Annotated in this window: 16 protein-coding genes and 1 pseudogene; 3 read left to right on the forward strand and 14 right to left on the reverse strand. The window is 62.8% G+C overall.

The window, feature by feature from the left end:
* The 3 genes and pseudogenes from JM946_RS24370 to JM946_RS24380 form a co-directional block, all read right to left on the reverse strand.
* On the reverse strand, positions 1–309 hold the full coding sequence (locus tag JM946_RS24370) for an addiction module antidote protein (RefSeq protein WP_203169990.1): 309 nt from the start codon (positions 307–309) through the stop codon (positions 1–3).
* 2 nt (positions 310–311) lie between these two features.
* A pseudogene (locus JM946_RS31805) lies at positions 312–618 on the reverse strand (type II toxin-antitoxin system RelE/ParE family toxin).
* Between the two features lie 178 nt (positions 619–796).
* On the reverse strand, positions 797–1006 hold the full coding sequence (locus JM946_RS24380; RefSeq protein WP_203169991.1) for a hypothetical protein: 210 nt from the start codon (positions 1004–1006) through the stop codon (positions 797–799).
* Between the two features lie 80 nt (positions 1007–1086).
* Between JM946_RS24380 and JM946_RS24385 the strand changes: the two genes are divergently transcribed.
* Positions 1087–1422 (forward strand): Mpo1-like protein, encoded by a 336-nt coding sequence (locus JM946_RS24385; protein WP_203169992.1) that lies wholly within the window; start codon positions 1087–1089, stop codon positions 1420–1422.
* Positions 1423–1433: 11 nt separating this feature from the next.
* Here JM946_RS24385 and JM946_RS24390 read toward each other — a convergent pair whose 3' ends face one another.
* From JM946_RS24390 to JM946_RS24405, 4 genes are all read right to left on the reverse strand, one after another.
* Complete coding sequence (locus tag JM946_RS24390) at positions 1434–1910, reverse strand: (2Fe-2S)-binding protein (RefSeq protein WP_203169993.1); 477 nt, start codon at positions 1908–1910, stop codon at positions 1434–1436.
* A gap of 9 nt (positions 1911–1919) precedes the next feature.
* Positions 1920–4142 carry a xanthine dehydrogenase family protein molybdopterin-binding subunit gene (locus JM946_RS24395; protein WP_203169994.1) on the reverse strand — a complete coding sequence of 741 codons (2223 nt, stop codon included), beginning with the start codon at positions 4140–4142 and terminating at the stop codon, positions 1920–1922.
* A gap of 107 nt (positions 4143–4249) precedes the next feature.
* Positions 4250–5140: a LytR/AlgR family response regulator transcription factor gene (locus tag JM946_RS31370; protein WP_203169995.1), complete on the reverse strand. Its 891-nt coding sequence runs from the start codon at positions 5138–5140 to the stop codon at positions 4250–4252.
* A 151-nt stretch (positions 5141–5291) separates the two neighbouring features.
* On the reverse strand, positions 5292–6662 hold the full coding sequence (locus tag JM946_RS24405) for a metal-dependent hydrolase family protein (RefSeq protein WP_203169996.1): 1371 nt from the start codon (positions 6660–6662) through the stop codon (positions 5292–5294).
* A 211-nt stretch (positions 6663–6873) separates the two neighbouring features.
* Here JM946_RS24405 and JM946_RS24410 point away from each other — a divergent pair, with 211 nt between their 5' ends.
* Complete coding sequence (locus JM946_RS24410) at positions 6874–7443, forward strand: porin family protein (RefSeq protein WP_203169997.1); 570 nt, start codon at positions 6874–6876, stop codon at positions 7441–7443.
* A gap of 58 nt (positions 7444–7501) precedes the next feature.
* Here JM946_RS24410 and aceK read toward each other — a convergent pair whose 3' ends face one another.
* The 4 genes from aceK to JM946_RS24430 all read right to left on the reverse strand — a co-directional run bounded on the left by aceK (position 7502) and on the right by JM946_RS24430 (position 12830).
* Complete coding sequence (gene aceK, locus JM946_RS24415; protein WP_203169998.1) at positions 7502–9265, reverse strand: bifunctional isocitrate dehydrogenase kinase/phosphatase; 1764 nt, start codon at positions 9263–9265, stop codon at positions 7502–7504.
* A gap of 189 nt (positions 9266–9454) precedes the next feature.
* Positions 9455–10756, reverse strand: coding sequence for an NADP-dependent isocitrate dehydrogenase (icd, locus tag JM946_RS24420; RefSeq protein ID WP_203169999.1), 1302 nt, complete (start codon positions 10754–10756; stop codon positions 9455–9457).
* Positions 10757–10891: 135 nt separating this feature from the next.
* Positions 10892–12187, reverse strand: coding sequence for a sensor histidine kinase (locus JM946_RS24425; RefSeq protein ID WP_203170000.1), 1296 nt, complete (start codon positions 12185–12187; stop codon positions 10892–10894).
* The gene (locus JM946_RS24430; protein ID WP_203170001.1) at positions 12144–12830 is read right to left on the reverse strand and encodes a response regulator transcription factor; all 687 of its coding nucleotides are present in this window, start codon (positions 12828–12830) and stop codon (positions 12144–12146) included. Before JM946_RS24430 ends, JM946_RS24425 begins: the two co-directional genes overlap by 44 nt.
* A gap of 226 nt (positions 12831–13056) precedes the next feature.
* Between JM946_RS24430 and JM946_RS24435 the strand changes: the two genes are divergently transcribed.
* Positions 13057–13620 (forward strand): phosphatase PAP2 family protein, encoded by a 564-nt coding sequence (locus JM946_RS24435; protein WP_203170002.1) that lies wholly within the window; start codon positions 13057–13059, stop codon positions 13618–13620.
* A 315-nt stretch (positions 13621–13935) separates the two neighbouring features.
* Here the strand turns inward: JM946_RS24435 and JM946_RS24440 are convergent, their stop codons facing one another.
* From JM946_RS24440 to JM946_RS24450, 3 genes are read right to left on the reverse strand one after another with little or no spacing between them, the layout of a single operon-like run.
* On the reverse strand, positions 13936–14331 hold the full coding sequence (locus JM946_RS24440) for a DUF6165 family protein (RefSeq protein ID WP_203170003.1): 396 nt from the start codon (positions 14329–14331) through the stop codon (positions 13936–13938).
* Between the two features lie 32 nt (positions 14332–14363).
* Entirely contained in the window at positions 14364–15395 is a 1032-nt protein-coding gene (locus JM946_RS24445; RefSeq protein ID WP_203170004.1) for a CDP-glycerol glycerophosphotransferase family protein, read from the reverse strand.
* A 9-nt stretch (positions 15396–15404) separates the two neighbouring features.
* Positions 15405–16235, reverse strand: coding sequence for a glycosyltransferase family 2 protein (locus JM946_RS24450; protein ID WP_203170005.1), 831 nt, complete (start codon positions 16233–16235; stop codon positions 15405–15407).
* Positions 16236–16283 lie beyond the last annotated feature (48 nt).

A 16283-nucleotide genomic window follows, 5' to 3' on the forward strand; every position in this document is an offset into this window, starting at 1 on the left:
TCAGGCGACTCGAGGAACGAATTTCAAACCGAGGGCTCGCATCACTTTGAGAATGGTGTCGAAGCTCGGATTCGCGTTTTTGTTGAGCGCCTTGTAAAGGCCCTCGCGGGTAAGACCCGTTTCTTCGGCAAGTCTGGTCATGCCGCGTGCTCGTGCGATCGTGCCGAGGGCGTCGGCGATGAATGAGGCATCGTCGCCGGCTTCTTCCATACAAGCTTCGAGATAGCCGACCATGTCTTCATCGGTCTTGAGATAGTCGGCGCTGTCGTAAGGTGCAAAGGTTTCTTTGACTCGCCGTTTGGTCGCCATGATCAACCTCGCCAGTCTTGAGCAATGGTCATCGCCCGCTCGATATCGCGCAACTGCGTGTTCTTGTCTCCGCCACAAAGCAGAACTACAGCGTCGACGCCGCGCCGCATGAAGTACACGCGGTAACCCGGCCCGCAGTCGATGCGCAGTTCACTCACGCCATCGCCCACGGAGCGATGCATCGCCGGGATTCCCGCCGGCCAGCCTATCGATGCGAGCCTGCACTCTGTGACGTGCATGCCTGTCCCGTAAATCGTGCAGCCAACTGTCAAAGGTGGCAGAACGAAAGATGGCGAACCGTGGATTCATAGTAAACAATAGGCTACAAGTTGTAAACTCCAGTTCACGTCAGGCCGCCAGCCGTCGGCAACAATCGACGGCGAGCGGCAGGAGCCTAGGGTGGGCCGGACGGCCCGATCGCAGGTTCTTTTGGCTTTTTGGCTCGCTAAAGCGTGCGCAACGAACCAGCAGGTGAGTTAGCGCAGCTTCAATACTTCATCGCGCCGAGCCGGGCGAGCATTCTGGAAAGCTCTTCGGGGCTGATATAGAAATATTCGCAGACGCGGCCCCAGAGCATCGGGGTGGGTACGTTGTGATCGCCGCGTTCCTTTTGCGTCTGGTGCAGGACGTACAGCACGATGCGTTCCTTGCGGGTCAGGCCGTCGCGGACGTCGGGAATGTCGTCATGGATGCTCATCGTACGTCGCTCGAGGCCATTGCTGTTTGGCGCGCGCTGGCGCAAGGTAGGCCTCGAGCCCGATCGTGAGGAAAGCCAGGATGGACACCAAGCTGCCTGCCTCCGCCGTCGACCCGAAGTCGTTCGAAACCTTCGCGGAATTTTATCCCTTCTATCTGGCCGAGCACAGCAACCGCACCTGCCGACGGCTGCATTTCGCAGGCTCGACGCTGGCGCTGGTGTGCCTCGTGCTGCTGATCGGCACAGGCAAATCCTACTGGCTGGCAGTCGGCCTGCTGTGCGGCTACGGCTTCGCCTGGGTCGGCCATTTCGTGTTCGAGAAAAACCGGCCCGCCAGCTTCCGCAGGCCTTGGTACAGCTTCCGCGGCGATTGGGTTATGTACGCCGATATCTGGCGGGGCAAGATCAAGATCTGACAGCCTTGTCGCTACAGTCTGGTCGCCTTGCTTCGTAACGCCGCCGCCTTCACCGCTTTTCTGATGCGCACATACGTGCCGCAGCGACAGATGTTGGTCATGGCCGCGTCGATGTCGGCGTCGGTGGGATTCGGAGTGCGTTCCAGCAGCGCCACGGCCGACAGAATCTGGCCGCTCTGGCAGTAGCCGCATTGAGGAACGTCGACCTCGATCCAGGCCTGTTGCACGGGGTGCAGCTGGCGTTCGTCCCTGGCCAGGCCTTCGATGGTGGTGATCGCCATGCCCTGGGTGTCGGCGAGGCGCATCACGCAGGAGCGAACGGGATTGCCATTCGCCAGCACCGTGCAAGCTCCGCACTGTCCGATGCCACAGGCGAACTTGGTGCCTTTCAGGCGCAGGTCTTCACGCAGAAACCAAAGCAGCGGCATGTCCGCCTTGTCGTTCGACGCTGCGACCGGCTCACGATTCAATGTGAATTCGATGGTCATGGTGGTTGCTCAGATCCTGAAGCTGTCGGCGATCGGCATGCGACGCACGCGTTTGCCGCAGGCGGCGAAGATTGCATTGGCCAGAGCGGCGCCCGCAGGCGGCAGCGGCGGCTCGCCGACGCCAGTGGGTCCGTAGCCGCTGTCGATGATGGCCACTTCGATGGAGAGGGGCGCCTCGCGTAAGCGAATCCATCGTAACGAGCCGAAGTTATCGTTGACGACGCGGCCTTCGCTTACGCGGGCATCGTTGAACAGCGCGGCATTCAGACCGTCGACGAAGCCGCCTTCCATTTGCGAGCGGATGTGGTTGGGATTGATGGCGAAGCCGCAATCGATCGCTCCCCAGGCGTGCAGCAGCTTCAGCTCATTGTCTTCGCTGACGCTGACTTCGAGCACGCATGCCGCGTAGGAGCCGAATGTGAACTGGCCGGCGATGCCCAAGCCCGTGCCTTTCGGCCGGGGACGGCCCCAATCGGCGAGGCGGGCGGCGGCTTCATAACAGGCGGCCATGCGACCGGAATGGATGGTCTTGGCCGCCCAGTTCTCGATGGGATATTCCCGATACGGCTGCAGCCACTGCAAACGAAACGCCAGCGGATCCTCTCCAGCCGCATGGGCCAGCTCATCGAGCATGGACTCGGTCGCGAACGCCCACTGCAGAATGGTGGGTGCGCGCCAGGGGCCACAGGGAATGTTGGAAGTCGAAGCAAACTGTTCGACCCGATAGTTCGAGACGACATTCGCTGGGAAATATTCGCTGGCTTCCGGCCGGCCACGCGTTTGCGCCTGACGATGCTGCCAGCCCACGATGCGCTTGTTCTTGAGCGCCGCGCGCACCCGCATGACCGCGGCGGCATCGAAGAAGTCGCGCTGGATGTCGTCTTCGCGCGTCCAGGTCACTTTGACAGGTTGTTTGATCCGATAACTCAATGTCACCGCTTCGCGGACATAGTCGAGATCGCCGCGACGACCGAATCCGCCGCCCATGCGCTTGCTGACGACTGTCACCTTCAGGCCGTCGATCCCGGTGATGTTTTCGACTTCGCGCGCTACCCAATGCGGCACCTGATGGCCGGTGATCACTGTGGCGCTGTCGCTGCGAATGTCGGCAATACAATTGAAGGGCTCCATGCACGCATGCGCGAACAACGGCTTCTCGTAAGTCTGATCGAGGACCAGATCGGCGGTTGCGAACGCGGCGTCCACGTCGCCGCGATCGATCAGTTTGTTTGCCACGCCGTCACCGGCGACCAAACGCCGAAACTCCTGGATCTGCTGCGCGGAGTCGTCGCTGGTTCCGTTCTTCCATCGAGCTTGCAGCGCCTTGCGCCCCTGCATGGCTGCCCACAGGCTGTCGGCAACCACTGCGATTCCCGCCGCCAGCACCTGGGCGTCACCGCCGGGCCAGTGGTCTTCTATTTTGCGCGGCATCTCGATGACGTGCCGGACGCCCGGCATCGCCAGCACTGCCTCCCTGTTGTAGCTGGCAATGTCAGCATGGAGGGCGGGCGCGCGCTCGATCACGGCCTGGAGCGCATTCGGATATTCCTCGTCGATGCCGAACAGCGGCCGTCCCATCACGATGTCGCGAATGTCTGCACTCACGGCATCCTTGCCCATGATGCGATATTCGGATCGCTGCTTGAGCTTGATCTGCTCGGGCCGCACCCGGCGTCGCGCCGCCTTTGCGGCGAGCTCGCCGTAGCTGATGCGACGGTCGCCTGCCGGATCGATGACAAAGCTGTCCTGCGCGATCAGCGAATCGGGAGACATCCGCCAGCGTGCCGCCGCTTCTTCGACCAGCATGCGGCGTACGGTCGCGCCTGCCTGCCGCATGTAGTCCCAGTTGTTACGGACGCTCTGGCTGCCCCCGGCGCTGACCTGCCCGTATCGGGAATCCAGCTCGCCCTTGCCGTTTTTTCTCATCAGCACCGGCTCGTCCCAGGTGATGGTCAGCAGCGACCAGTCCAGGTCCATTTCGTCGGCCAGGATCATGGGGCCGGTGGTGCGCATGAATTGCCCCATCTCCATCACCGGCGACATCAGCTCGGCGGTGTTGTCCGGGTGCAAGGTCAGATACACGCACCATGTGGAAGCCTCCGCCGCTCGAGTCGCAGCAGACAACGAGCGGGGAGGCAGGGGGATCGTGACCAGCAGCGCGCCGGCGGCCGACACCGAGGCCTTCAGGAAAGTGCGTCGATCGACTGAATGCGCGATGGCCGGCGGACGCATGGCAAATGGTCTCTGCTTGGCTCAGGTGAGGCCATTGAAGCGGGCCGGCGCGGGGCCGACGAGGGAAATGTGACGACTGGACGGGCGCTGGGACGAATGTCCGAACGCTATTCGACGGCTCTCAGGCGCTGCAAGGCCTGCTTGTGCTTCTTGCTCACGGGCAGGACGTGGCCGCCGCGCAGTTGCACGATGCCGCTGCCGGACGGTTGGTTCTTGATCAGCTCGATCTCGTCCCGGCGCACCAGGTGCGAGCGATGGATCCGAATGAACTGGCCGGGCGGCAGCTCGGCCTCGAGTTGCTTCAGCGGCGCGCGCATCAAGTAACGCTGGCCGCGCTCGATGATTTCGACGTAGTTACCGGCGGCGCTTACGCACTCAATGCGACTGACCTGGATCAGGCATTGATGCGCGCCTTTGCTGACCAGCAGGGTGGCGGCGGGTGGCTCGGAGGCGATCTCGCGGACGGCGGCGACGCGCGGTGCGGCTTCCACTCTGGAGGACGCCACCTCGACAGCATCGACTACCTCGTCGGTCTGGTCGGTCTCGGCCGGCGAGCGCCGGTCGCGCAAAAACACATACCAGACCAGATACACGACGCCGGCCACGGCCACGTATCGCGGCAAGAAGATCATCAGGCTGGTGGCCGCGTCACGGGCGTTTGTCAGCAAATCGATGGCCACGGGCACGGCGGCCGAGATGAACACGATCAGAGTGACGAAGGCGGCGAGCTCGACCGCCCGCTCATGCCATTTGCTGGAATATTTGCGTAGCGCCGCGAACACCGCTGGCGTGGTCAGCAGCCAGATACCCCAGTTTTTGAACACATGGCTGAACGAGCCGCTCAGATTCGCGGGCGTGCGATCGACCACAATCTGATAGACCGTGCAATAGCACGTCAGCAGGACGATGAAAGCGCCCCAGCAAAGCAGCGAGGTTTTGATGTCACTCGACAGCGGCCACGCCATCTGGCGAGGCATGGGTAGAGCTCGCGCCGACACGGCGGCCTCCTGGCCGATCGGAAAGTGGGGTCAAATTAGCATAGCCAGGGCGGTTGTGAACGAGGCCGCCGGGGCGGGCGTTGCCATTTGTGTGGCCCAGCACTGAACCGGCGCTGACCGGTGCTCGCCGGTCAGCGACGGCCAGTTGCAATCAGCGGCTGGCGATCTGCTCCGGGAATGGCTGGCGCTTGCCGTCCACTTTGTGGATCACGCCACGACGCATGACGAAGTCGACCTGCTCGAGCCGGGTCACGTCTTCGATCGGGCTACCGGTCACGGCGATGATGTCGGCATCCTTACCCGGTGCGAGCGAGCCGATGCGGTCGGCTTGACCGAGCAGTGTCGCCGCATCGAGCGTGGCGGAGCGAATGGCGGCGGCCGGGGTCATACCAGCCTTGACCAACAGGCTGAACTCCTTGGCATTGGCGGCGTGGTCGCCGACGCCCGAATCAGTGCCGAAAGCTATCTTCACGCCGTCCTTGATCGCGCCCGCGGTGTTCTTGCCGTGGCTCGCCACTGTCTCTTCCGCTTTCGCCAGCGTTGCCTTGGAACGAGCGCCAGCTTGTGCCTGCGCCAAGGCGGCGAGCGGAGCCACCATCGTCGGTACGAAATAAGCGCCGCGCTTCTTGAACAGCGCATTGGTTTCCGCATCGGTGAACGTGCCGTGCTCGATCGAATCGACACCGGCTTCGAGCGCCGCCTTGATGCCGTTCTTGCCGTGCGCGTGCGCAGCCACCTTGCGGCCGAACATATGCGCGGTCTCGACGATCGCTTTCATTTCGTCGGCGAACATCTGCTGATTCAAGCCGCCGGCGATGTTGCTGTTCACGCCGCCGGTGGCGGCGAACTTGATGACATCCGCGCCTTGTGAAATCTGCTGACGGACTGCGCGACGGCAATCGTCCGCGCCGTTGCAGGTGTTGATGGCATGCTCGTGCACCATTTCGGTGATGTCACGATTGGTGTTGTTGGAGCTGTCGCCGTGGCCGCCGGAGATGGAGATGCTGCGGCCCGCGACGTACAGCGTCGGACCGACCAGCATGCCGTTGTTGATGCCGTCGCGCAGCGCCGTGACGCTGTGAACGTCGGAGCCGAGATCGCGCAATGTCGTGAAGCCTGCTTCGAGCGTGCGACGGGCGTTGTCGATGCCGATCACGAAGTTGTCTTCGACGTCGCGATTGTTCTGCTCCATGCGTGCACGCATTTTGTTGTCGTCATTGAAGATGTGCACGTGCATGTCGATCAGGCCCGGCAGCACGAACTGCTTGCTCAGATCCACCAGTTTGGCGCCGCCTTCGGGAGCCACGAAGCCGTCGCGAATGGCCTCGATCTTTCCATCGCGCACGATCAGCGTCGAGTTGCCGCGGGGCGCGGCGTCCGGCCGATCGAGCAAGTTGCCGGCGTGGATATAGACGACCTTGCTGAGCGGCGCCGGCGCTTGCGCGGTGCTGGCCACCGAGCTTAACAGGGCGAGAACGCCGGTCATTACCAGGGACGAACGGGACACAGACGGTCGTTTCATTCTCTTCGTTTCCTTCGGGTGGGCGCGAAGCGAGCGATCTTAGGCAACCGCCGCTCGGGCATCCAGTCCGGCGCGGCGCGCCTCGCCAGCTTGCATATGTCATGCACGGAACGGGCGAATCTCGGTGAATTGTGACGTATGCACCGCCGGCTCGACGCCGTTAGCGCCAGTGTGCGGCCCTTGGATCAACTCAACAAAGCAAGGAGTTTCGATGCGGAGCTTGTATGTGGCAGTGGGCCTGGCGTTGTGCTCGGCCAACGCGCTGGCGGCCGATTTCGGTATCGGCGTTTCGGCGCGCTCGGACGATGGCTATCTGTATGTGCCCATCGATGTTTCCAAGTCGTTTCGGATCGAGCCCAGCGTGCGCTATGGAACCAGCGAGCTGACGTTCTCGGCTGACGGCGACACCGACCAGCAGGAAACGGAGACTTGGGAACTCGGCGTCGGCCTGTTCGGCCTGAAGCAGGTCACGGAAGCGGCGCATGTCTACTTCGGCGCACGTCTTGCGTATGTCGAAACCGAGAGCACGGTGGTGCAGCCGACACTCTTCGACGTCGTGTACAGCCGAAGCAAGCAGGATGGCTATCGCGTCGGCCCGACGCTCGGCTTCGAGTACATCTTCGGCGGCCATTTCTCCATCGGCGGCGAAGCGAGCTATACGTTCCTGGATCTGGAAGGGGAATCGCGGTCCACGCTCGGCGACTTCGAGCTGTCGCGGACCGAGACCGAACAGAAGAGCAACGGCACGCAGACGCGGTTGATCTTCCGGTATATGTTCTAGATTTGTCGCTAACCTGGACAGCGCCGCCCGGTGCGAGCCGGGCGGCGTGTGCACGACTTCAGATGCTGCTGAACACCCGCACGCGATGGCGGTGATACGGCAACACTTCCAGCACTTCTCCATCCTGTAGGCGCTGCTGAATGCCGCGCCACCACTCGGCGGTCATGATCTCGCCGTGCACTTTCAGGAATTCTTCCTTGAGCTCGGCGTCGAAGCCGAGGAACTGCATGAAAGTCTCGGGGAACACGTCGTTGTCGTTGACGTGGAACCACGCTTCGGCGCGCATATCGTCTTCTTCGAACTTCGACTGCGGCACATCGCGGAAGCGGCAGTCGGTGACGGCGCACAGCTCGTCATAGTCGTAGAAAATGACGCGTGCGTGGCGCGTGACGCCGAAGTTCTTCAGCAGCAGGTCGCCGGCGAAGATGTTGGTGACCGCCAGGTCGCGAATGCACTGGCCGTAATCGAGCACGGCCTTGATGGCGTCTTCACGCGAAGCATCGCGGATGTACAGGTTGAGCGGCGTCATGCGGCGCTCGATGTACACGTGATCCATGATCACCCAGCCGTCTTCGAAGTGCACGGTGTTGGCGGCCTCGTCCTGCAGTTCGGCCACCAGCTCCTTGGAGAAGCGTGACGCCGGGAACTTCAGGCGTTTGAATTCCTGTGCATCGACCAGCCGGCCGGCGCGGTCGTGCTTGAACACCATTTCGTATTTCTTCTGCACTTCTTCGCGCAGAATGTTTTTCGGATAGGCGAAGCGGTCGCGGATGATCTTGAACACCACGTCGAACGAGGGCAGCGTGAAACAGATCATCACCAGGCCCTTGTCGCCCGGCGCGTGCACGAACTGATCTTCGCTGTTCTGCAGATGTTTGAAGAGCTCGCGGTAGCGCTCGGTCTTGCCTTGCTTGGCGCGGCCCAGCACGGTGTACAGCTCGCTCACCGGCTTGCGCGGCAGGATGCTCTTCAGGAACACGATGGCCTGGCCGACGTGCGCCAGGTCGGCGTGGAAATAGGAGCGGGTAAAGCTGAACAGGATGCTGACGGTGCTCTCGTCCATCATCACCGCGTCGATGCGCACGCCGCTCTCGGTGTTCTGCAGCGCCAGCACGAACGGCAGGCGCCAGCCCGGACCGGAGATGCGGCCGACCAGGTACGCGCGCGTCATCTGATAGAACACGGTGCGAATGAATTCGATCTGCTCGACTTGCAGCGGCGGCTTGGACGCATCGGCGTCTGCTTCGCACTGCGCGCGCACTTCATTGCTGATGGTGCGGACGCTGCGATCGAAATCAACGTACGGAGTCTTGAAGCGGAAGTCCGCGAGCACTTCTTCGAACAGCAGTTCGAGCGAGCCGCGGTTCACGTAAACGTTGGTATCGATCGGCGAGGTGACGGCGCCGATGGGATCCAGATCCAGCGCCACGAACTCCACCGCGGGATCGACGCCGATGGTGCCGAAGGTGCGGCGCGTGACGGAGTTGAAGAACGTCTTGTCGAATTCCAGGTCGGGCAGGGCGTCGATCAGCTCGGTGAAGCGACGTTTGATGCTGCTCCACAGAGCACGCTCGGTCACATCTTCGCCGAGCCGGGCTTTCATCTGGGTCACGGCGCGATTGACGCACTTGTCGTAGAGCTCGATGCGCTCCACCGCATCACGCAGGCTGCCGCGCCAGTCGCGATCCTCGAAACGCTGGGGTGCCCGCCTTGTGATGGCGCGGAACTCAGCGTTGTAGTCGGCGAACGATTGCACAAGCGCGCCGGCGCACGTGTCGACCAGTGCGTCACGCGAAAGAACTGTGGCTGCAGATGCTGACATATTCAGTAGGTTCCATGGCCGGGGCCGGGCAGGACGCCGCCCCGTGAAGATGTCTGAGATATTACCGCGCCGCCATGCAGCCGCGAAGCCGCCGAGGTCGGAGTTCAGGCGGGGCCCGCCCTCTCGCGCACGAGAGGGCGTCCCTTAAGGAGGGAATGAGGCTTTCCCCGCGGGGAAAGCCTCCACAAGTCACAAATTGCGGATCAGGGCATCGCCAAACTCGGAGCACTTCACTTCCTTCGCGCCTTCCATCAGACGCGCAAAGTCGTAAGTGACCGTCTTCTGGCCGATGGTCTTGTCCATGGCGGAGATGATGGCGTCGGCCGCCTCGGTCCAACCCATGTAACGCAACATCATTTCACCCGACAGGATCACCGAACCCGGGTTCACCTTGTCCAGGTTGGCGTACTTCGGCGCCGTGCCGTGAGTCGCCTCGAACACCGCGTGGCCGGTCACATAGTTGATGTTGCCGCCCGGCGCGATGCCGATGCCGCCGACCTGTGCCGCGAGGGCATCCGACAGATAGTCGCCATTCAAGTTCATCGTCGCGATCACGTCGAACTCTTCGGGGCGCGTCAGCACCTGCTGCAGGGTGATGTCGGCGATCGCGTCCTTGATGATGATCTTGCCGGCCTTCTTGGCCGCATCCTGCTCTTCGTTCGCCGCCTTCTCGCCCTTGGCGGCCTTGGTGCGCTCCCACTGATCCCAGGTGTACACCTGGTCGGCGAACTCCTTCTCGGCCAGCGCATAGGCCCAGTTCCGGAACGCGCCTTCCGTGAACTTCATGATGTTGCCCTTGTGCACGATCGTCACGCTCTTGCGCTTGTTGACGATGGCGTACTCGATGGCCGAGCGGAACAGACGCTCGGTGCCTTCCTGCGACACCGGCTTGATGCCGATGCCCGAAGTCTCGGGGAAACGGATCTTGGCGAACTGCTTGGGGAACGCCGCCTTGAAGGCTTCCAGGAACTTCTTGTTGTCGGCCGAGCCGGCTTCGAATTCGATGCCCGCGTAAATGTCTTCGGTGTTCTCACGGAAGATGGTCATGTCGACGCGGTCCGGAGTGCGCACCGGCGAAGGCACGCCCTTGAACCAGCGCACCGGGCGCAAGCAGACGTACAGATCCAGCATCTGGCGAAGCGCGACGTTCAACGAACGAATGCCGCCGCCGATCGGCGTGGTCAGCGGGCCCTTGATGGACACCAGGTAGTCGCGGCAGGCCTGCACGGTCTCATCCGGCAGCCAGGTGTTGAACATGTCGTTCGACTTCTGACCGGCGTAGACCTCCATCCAATGGATCTTGCGCTTGCCGCCATAGGCTTTTTGCACGGCTGCGTCGAGGACGCGCACCGAGGCGCGCCAGATGTCCGGACCGGTGCCGTCGCCTTCGATGAAGGGAATGATGGGCTGGTCGGGAACGTTGAGCTTGCCGTTCTGGATGGTGATCTTCTGCCCCTGCGGGGGCACGTTCAGCTTTACTGCGGTCGACATCGACGAACTCCGTGCTGGTTCGTAAAAAGGGGGCTTTCAAGGGATTTTTTGGGGGGCGAATGCTATCACAGCGGGGCCTGGGGGCGGGCCCTGTAGGCGCCGGCTGATATCGGACTCATGTCAGGGGGGCGATGCTCAGAAGTTGAGCGTGGCGGTCACGCCGCCGCCGGCGTTTTCCAGCCGGATGCCCCAGCCGTAGCGTTCGCAGATCCGGCGCACCAGGTACAGCCCCATGCCGTGTCCGCCAGGGTGCGTGGTGAAGCGGGGAGGGATGTTCTCCAGCTGTCCGGCCGGCAAAGCGCCGGCGTTGCTCACCACCAGCTCGCGGCCTTGGGAGCGGCACAGAACCTCGCTGCCGGAGCCGTGCTGGACGGCGTTGCGCAACAAGTTGCCGAGGGTCATGGCGACCATGCTTTCCGGCGCCGCCACTCGGAGCGGTCCGCCATGAAGGTCCATCACGATGTGCTTTTCTGGTGCAACGCTGCGCTGATCTTCCACCACACGCGCCAACACTGCATAGACGTCGCAAGTGGTGTCGGCCGGTGCGACTCGCTGCGGCTCGCGCGACAAGGCCAGCAACGCGTCGGTGAATTCTGTCATCTCGCGCACGGCGCGTTGAATGCGGGCAATCGCCTTGGCCGCGCCCGGCCGGCTCGCGGTTTGCGTTTCCAGCAACTCGACAGCGCCGCGCATCACGGCCAGCGGTGTACGCAGCTCGTGACTTGCCGTGGCAGTGAACGACTGCTCGCGCTCGACGAAGCCGTCGAGCCGTTCCATGAAAGTATCGATGGAGCGGGCGATGGGCTCGAGCTCGTTGCCCGCGAACTGCGCGCCGATGCGTACATGACGCTGGCCCGGATCGATGCGTGTGAGTCGATCGGCGAGCGCGGTGATAGGCTCTACGAGCCGGCGAGAAATCGCCGTGGCGGCGAGGCCGGCAATGATCACGACGCCCACTACACCGAGAGCCAGCACCAGCAGCGCGATCTTTTCCTGCGTGGCGTAGGTCGTGACGTCGTAAGTGATATAGAGCCGGCCGAAGTTGCCGTCGCGAACCAGCACGTCCAGCAGGCGACCGCCCGAGCGCACTCTGTGCATCTCTCCTGGCTTGAGCATCGCGATGTGCCGTGGCAGTTCGGCGAGATCGCTGGAGCGATAGATACTCAGACGCGCCGAGCGTAGCGGTTCGGCGCCACGGTCGGCATGCAAGCGCTGCTCGAAGTGCGTCAGCTCCTCCGAGAGCAGATCGAGTGTGATGTTTCGTTTCAGCCGCTCATCGGCCAGATAGGCCCAGGCGCTCAGGATCAGGCCCGCCATCGCCAGCAACGCAATCATGGTGCCAGCGATACGTGCGCGCAGGCTCAGCTGCGCGTACCACTCGCTCGTCTTACGAACGAGGCGGGTCCGCCGAAAGTCGATAGCCGGTGCCATGGACGGTGTGCAGTAACTTGGTGGCAAAGTTCTTGTCGATCGCCGTGCGCAGCGCGTGCATGTGGGCGCGCAGAAAATCTCCTTGCGGCGGCTGGTCGCCCCACAGCTCGCGTTCCAGCTCCTGTCGCGTGACCACGCGATGCGAGTTTTGCAACAGCACGATCAGCAGTCGGCGCGTGGTGGGGTTGAGCTTGACGCGCTCGCCGCCGCGCTCGGCTTCGAGCGTGTCGAGATCGAAGGTGAGATCGCCGACGGTCAGCAGGCGCTGGGCGGGGGGAACATTGGCCCGGCGTATCAGCGCCTTCAGGCGCACGTCCAATTCGGCCAGCGAGAACGGTTTGACCAGATAGTCGTCGGCGCCGGCTTCGAAGCCTTCGATCTTGTCGGCCAGCAGATCTTTCGCGGTCAGCATCAACACCGGCACCCGGGTGTGGCCGGCCTGGCGCAGCTGGCGGCACAGCGCCAGGCCGTCCATGCCGGGCAGCATCAGGTCGAGCACGACGGCGTCGAAGGGCTGGGTGAGGGCGAGCTGCAGACCGCTCTCTCCGTCCAGCACGTGCTCGACGGTGTCGCCGTTCGCCTCGAAGAATTCGGCGATATTGGCGGCGATGTCACGGTGGTCTTCGATCAGCAGCAGGCGCATGGGTGAAATGAGGTCGCGGACGCTGACACAGGAGCGTCACATTGTACGTGAGCGCGGTCGATTGCCGGCAAATACCTGGAAATCGGCGGCTTCCACCCGGGCCATCACACAAATGTCACGCGGCCGTCAAGGGTTCGCAGTATCCGGCGGGCAGAGTCATGGTACGCGAAGGTATCGCGGGCGGCATTTGAAGGGACTCGGTCGCTTTCGATTGGAGAGACAAGCCATGGCCACTGCACCGGTAGACGTTCGAGTGGACGGAATATTCCGCAGGGTCGATGCGTACGAATACGCGTGGTGCCTGAGGCTCAATCGGGGCTGCCAGCAGCGAAGGCTGGTGCGCGAAGTGTTCGCGGCGGTCAGCAAGCTCGGCGATGGCGTCTTCTGGTACGCGTTGATCTTCCTGTTGCCGGCCGTGTACGGCTCATCGGCTGCGTGGCCGTCGGTGCGCATGGCGCTGGTCGGCATCGTCGGCGTCCTACTCTACAAATACCTCAAATCACGGTTGGTTCGAGAGCGGCCGTATATCTCGCTCGCCGGCATCGTGCCGGGGACGCCGGCTTTGGATCGCTACAGCTTCCCGTCGGGTCACACGCTGCACGCGGTCAGCTTTACCGTGCTTGCTGTTTCGAGCTTCCCGGAGCTTGCTTGGTTGCTGGTGCCGTTTGCCACGCTCGTGGCTGCGTCTCGCGTGGTGCTTGGGCTGCACTATCCGACCGATGTGGCCGCTGGCGCCATCCTCGGCGCGCTGTTGGCTGTGCTCGGGATCGTGGCGTTCCCGGTCGACTGACCGGAGGCGCGCCGGAGAAACGGAGCGTCGGTGGTTCGCGTCGCCGGCACCGACCTACCTAATCCCGGCACCGCTGCACCCGCCGCGCCTGCGCTCTCGCGCGGCGCGTTGCTTGTACATCCTTGTAGCGCTAATGGGTCAACGTCCCTGTTGATCCCATTTGCCGGGAGGAGGTAGGTCACTCCCGGCGACGCCGACGCGTCGGCGGTGACCCGCGACCCCGAAGGGGACCGGCGGAGACGCTGAGGTCAGCGCTGCTTCAGAGATCGCCGGCGGCAGCGCGAAACTCTTGATCGCAGCTCCTTGCGAAACCTCTTAGTACTTCGCGTAGCTCTTCTCTTCGACGATCTTCGAGCCCAGCTTGGTGTTGATCTGCTTCTTCACTGCTGCGCGCTCGTCATTGGTGACATACACCGCGCGAGCCAGCTCGATGAACTCCTGATCGAACTTGCGCTCGCGTTCCTTGTCGCGGATATCATCCTCGATATCCCAAAGTTTCTTGTTGATATCGCGCAGTTGCGCCCACTCCGCGTCGATGTTGTGGCGGTCGGCATGGCCTGAGGTGCGCCACGTGTCCTGCAGTAGCTGCAGCTCAACTTTCACGTTGGCGAGCTTGGCAGCGTCGGTGATGTTGGCGGCTTTGATTTCCAGGATGGTGATCTTGTCGATCAGCTCGCCTGGGGAAATGGGGACGAGGATTTCTGTGCTCATGAGAAGTGACGGATAACGAGTGGAGGGAAACTTCAGCGAGGGCCCCAATACCCCAGCCGCTTGCGGATTTTAAGTTTACGCCACCAGTTGCCGGGCTTGGGCTTGGGGTTGCGGGCGCCGGCGGCAATGAATTCGTCGACCGCGTCGAGCACGCGCTCGCTAGAGCGGCCGTCGCGGTAGGGGTGAATCGAGTCGGCGTATTCCCGAATGGCGCGCATCAGCTCGGGTGGCCGCGAGAGGGCGCGCTCGATGGCGGGCAGCAGCTTGTCGGGCGAATCGATGTCGATGAGCTGAGGGCCCGGGCGACGGTTCTTGAACGTCACTACCGGCTTGTACGTGAGTAGGAATTCGTTCAGCGCCGACGACGTGTCGGAGATCATCATATCGACCTGCGGGAACAGATCGAGGATGTTGTCCTCCGTGGCGAAACGCAGGTACTCGCCTTCGAGGGCCTTGTATTTCGCAACTGTCTCGGGCGCGGTCTTGGGGTGCAACGTCACGATCCAGCGCCAGCGTCCGCTGCGCGACATCTCGCGAATGTTTTCATACAGGATGGGCGCCGCGCTCCAGGAGGGCGAGAAGGTCGAGTGATACAAGATCACAGGCTGCTCGCGAAGCGGCGGCGGTTCGGGTGTGCCGTGCACGCGCATGAACGGATCGAGCTTGGGCCAGCCTGTTTCCCTCACGGCGAAATGTCCCAGCTCGCGGGCCTTCTCGGTGAAGGCCTGCGTATCGCGCGCACCAGTCGTGCAATACAAATCGAAAAAGCCGCGAATATAGATATGGCGCGGCTTGCCGGCGTCGAAGCCATGGAAGACTTCCACTTTGACGCCTGGGAAGAAATGCGGCACGGCGTTGCTGGACGTGAGCACCGCGATCGGCGCGAACTCCCGCACTTCGCGAGTGGTGCGAAGGAATGTTTCATCCGGCCGCAGCTCTTCGCCGCCCGGGCCGTCGAAGAACCACGCCGCTTTGTGGCCGCGCGCGCGGATCGCTTCCTGCAAAGGACGCAGAATGGCGAGCGCGTAGCGCTCCGAGCCGTACAGAAGATAATGTTTGGTCATCGGTAAGAGTTACGGATCCAATCCATAGCCGTGCAGCAGCTCTGCCGCCATGTCACGGGACTCGGGATTGCGCTGCATTTCGTAATAGCGCATGCGCTTGTACACGGCGTACGCCGCGGCCGTTTGCGAAACCACGTAACCGCGCCAGCCATCCAGAAACGCCAGTCGAATCAGATAATCCTTGATGAAGGCGGCGATATACACCAACGGCGTCATCCACATCTGCACCGGTTTGCCACGATCCAGCCAGTCGCGCGCTTTGAGCTCGGCATAGCGCAGCGTCTTGAGCTGTTTATGAACCAGCGTCGGGTTGTTCAGATGAATGAACGGATGCTCGAACGTGGGCGTCGGTCCGTCGAAGCGCAGCGATTCGTGCACGCGCACGTCGGTCCAGCGCGCTCGGCCGCGATGATAGAGGCGGCCCATGCGCTCGCCAACCATGGGGCGATACCAGCGCATCGGCGCGCCCATGTACCAGGTCTGGCGTCGCAGGATGGCGCCCGCATTCGAAGATTGCATGAGCTGCGGCAGGCGCTGCTGGATTTCGGCTGCAAGCTCGGGCGACAGAGCTTCGTCCGCATCCAGCACCAGGATCCAGTCATGCTGGGCCTGGGTGCTGGCGAAATTGCGTTGTGGCCCGAAGCCCAGCCAGTCCTGATGGACCACGCGAGCGCCATGCTGCCGGCAGACTTCCTGGGTGCCGTCGGTGCTGCCCGAGTCGATCACCAGTTTTTCGGCGGCGAACGGCACGCTGTCGAGGCAGCGGCCGATGGCGGCGGCTTCGTTGCGCGCAATGATCAGGAGCGTGATGGGCAGCTTGGGGCTGGGTTCTGGAACCATACGGGCAGTTTCGCAGCGGGCGTCAGCCCCGGCAATGGGGCGCGCCGG

This window comes from Steroidobacter gossypii (assembly GCF_016801985.1).
GTDB classification, from domain to species: Bacteria; Pseudomonadota; Gammaproteobacteria; order Steroidobacterales; family Steroidobacteraceae; genus Steroidobacter; species Steroidobacter gossypii.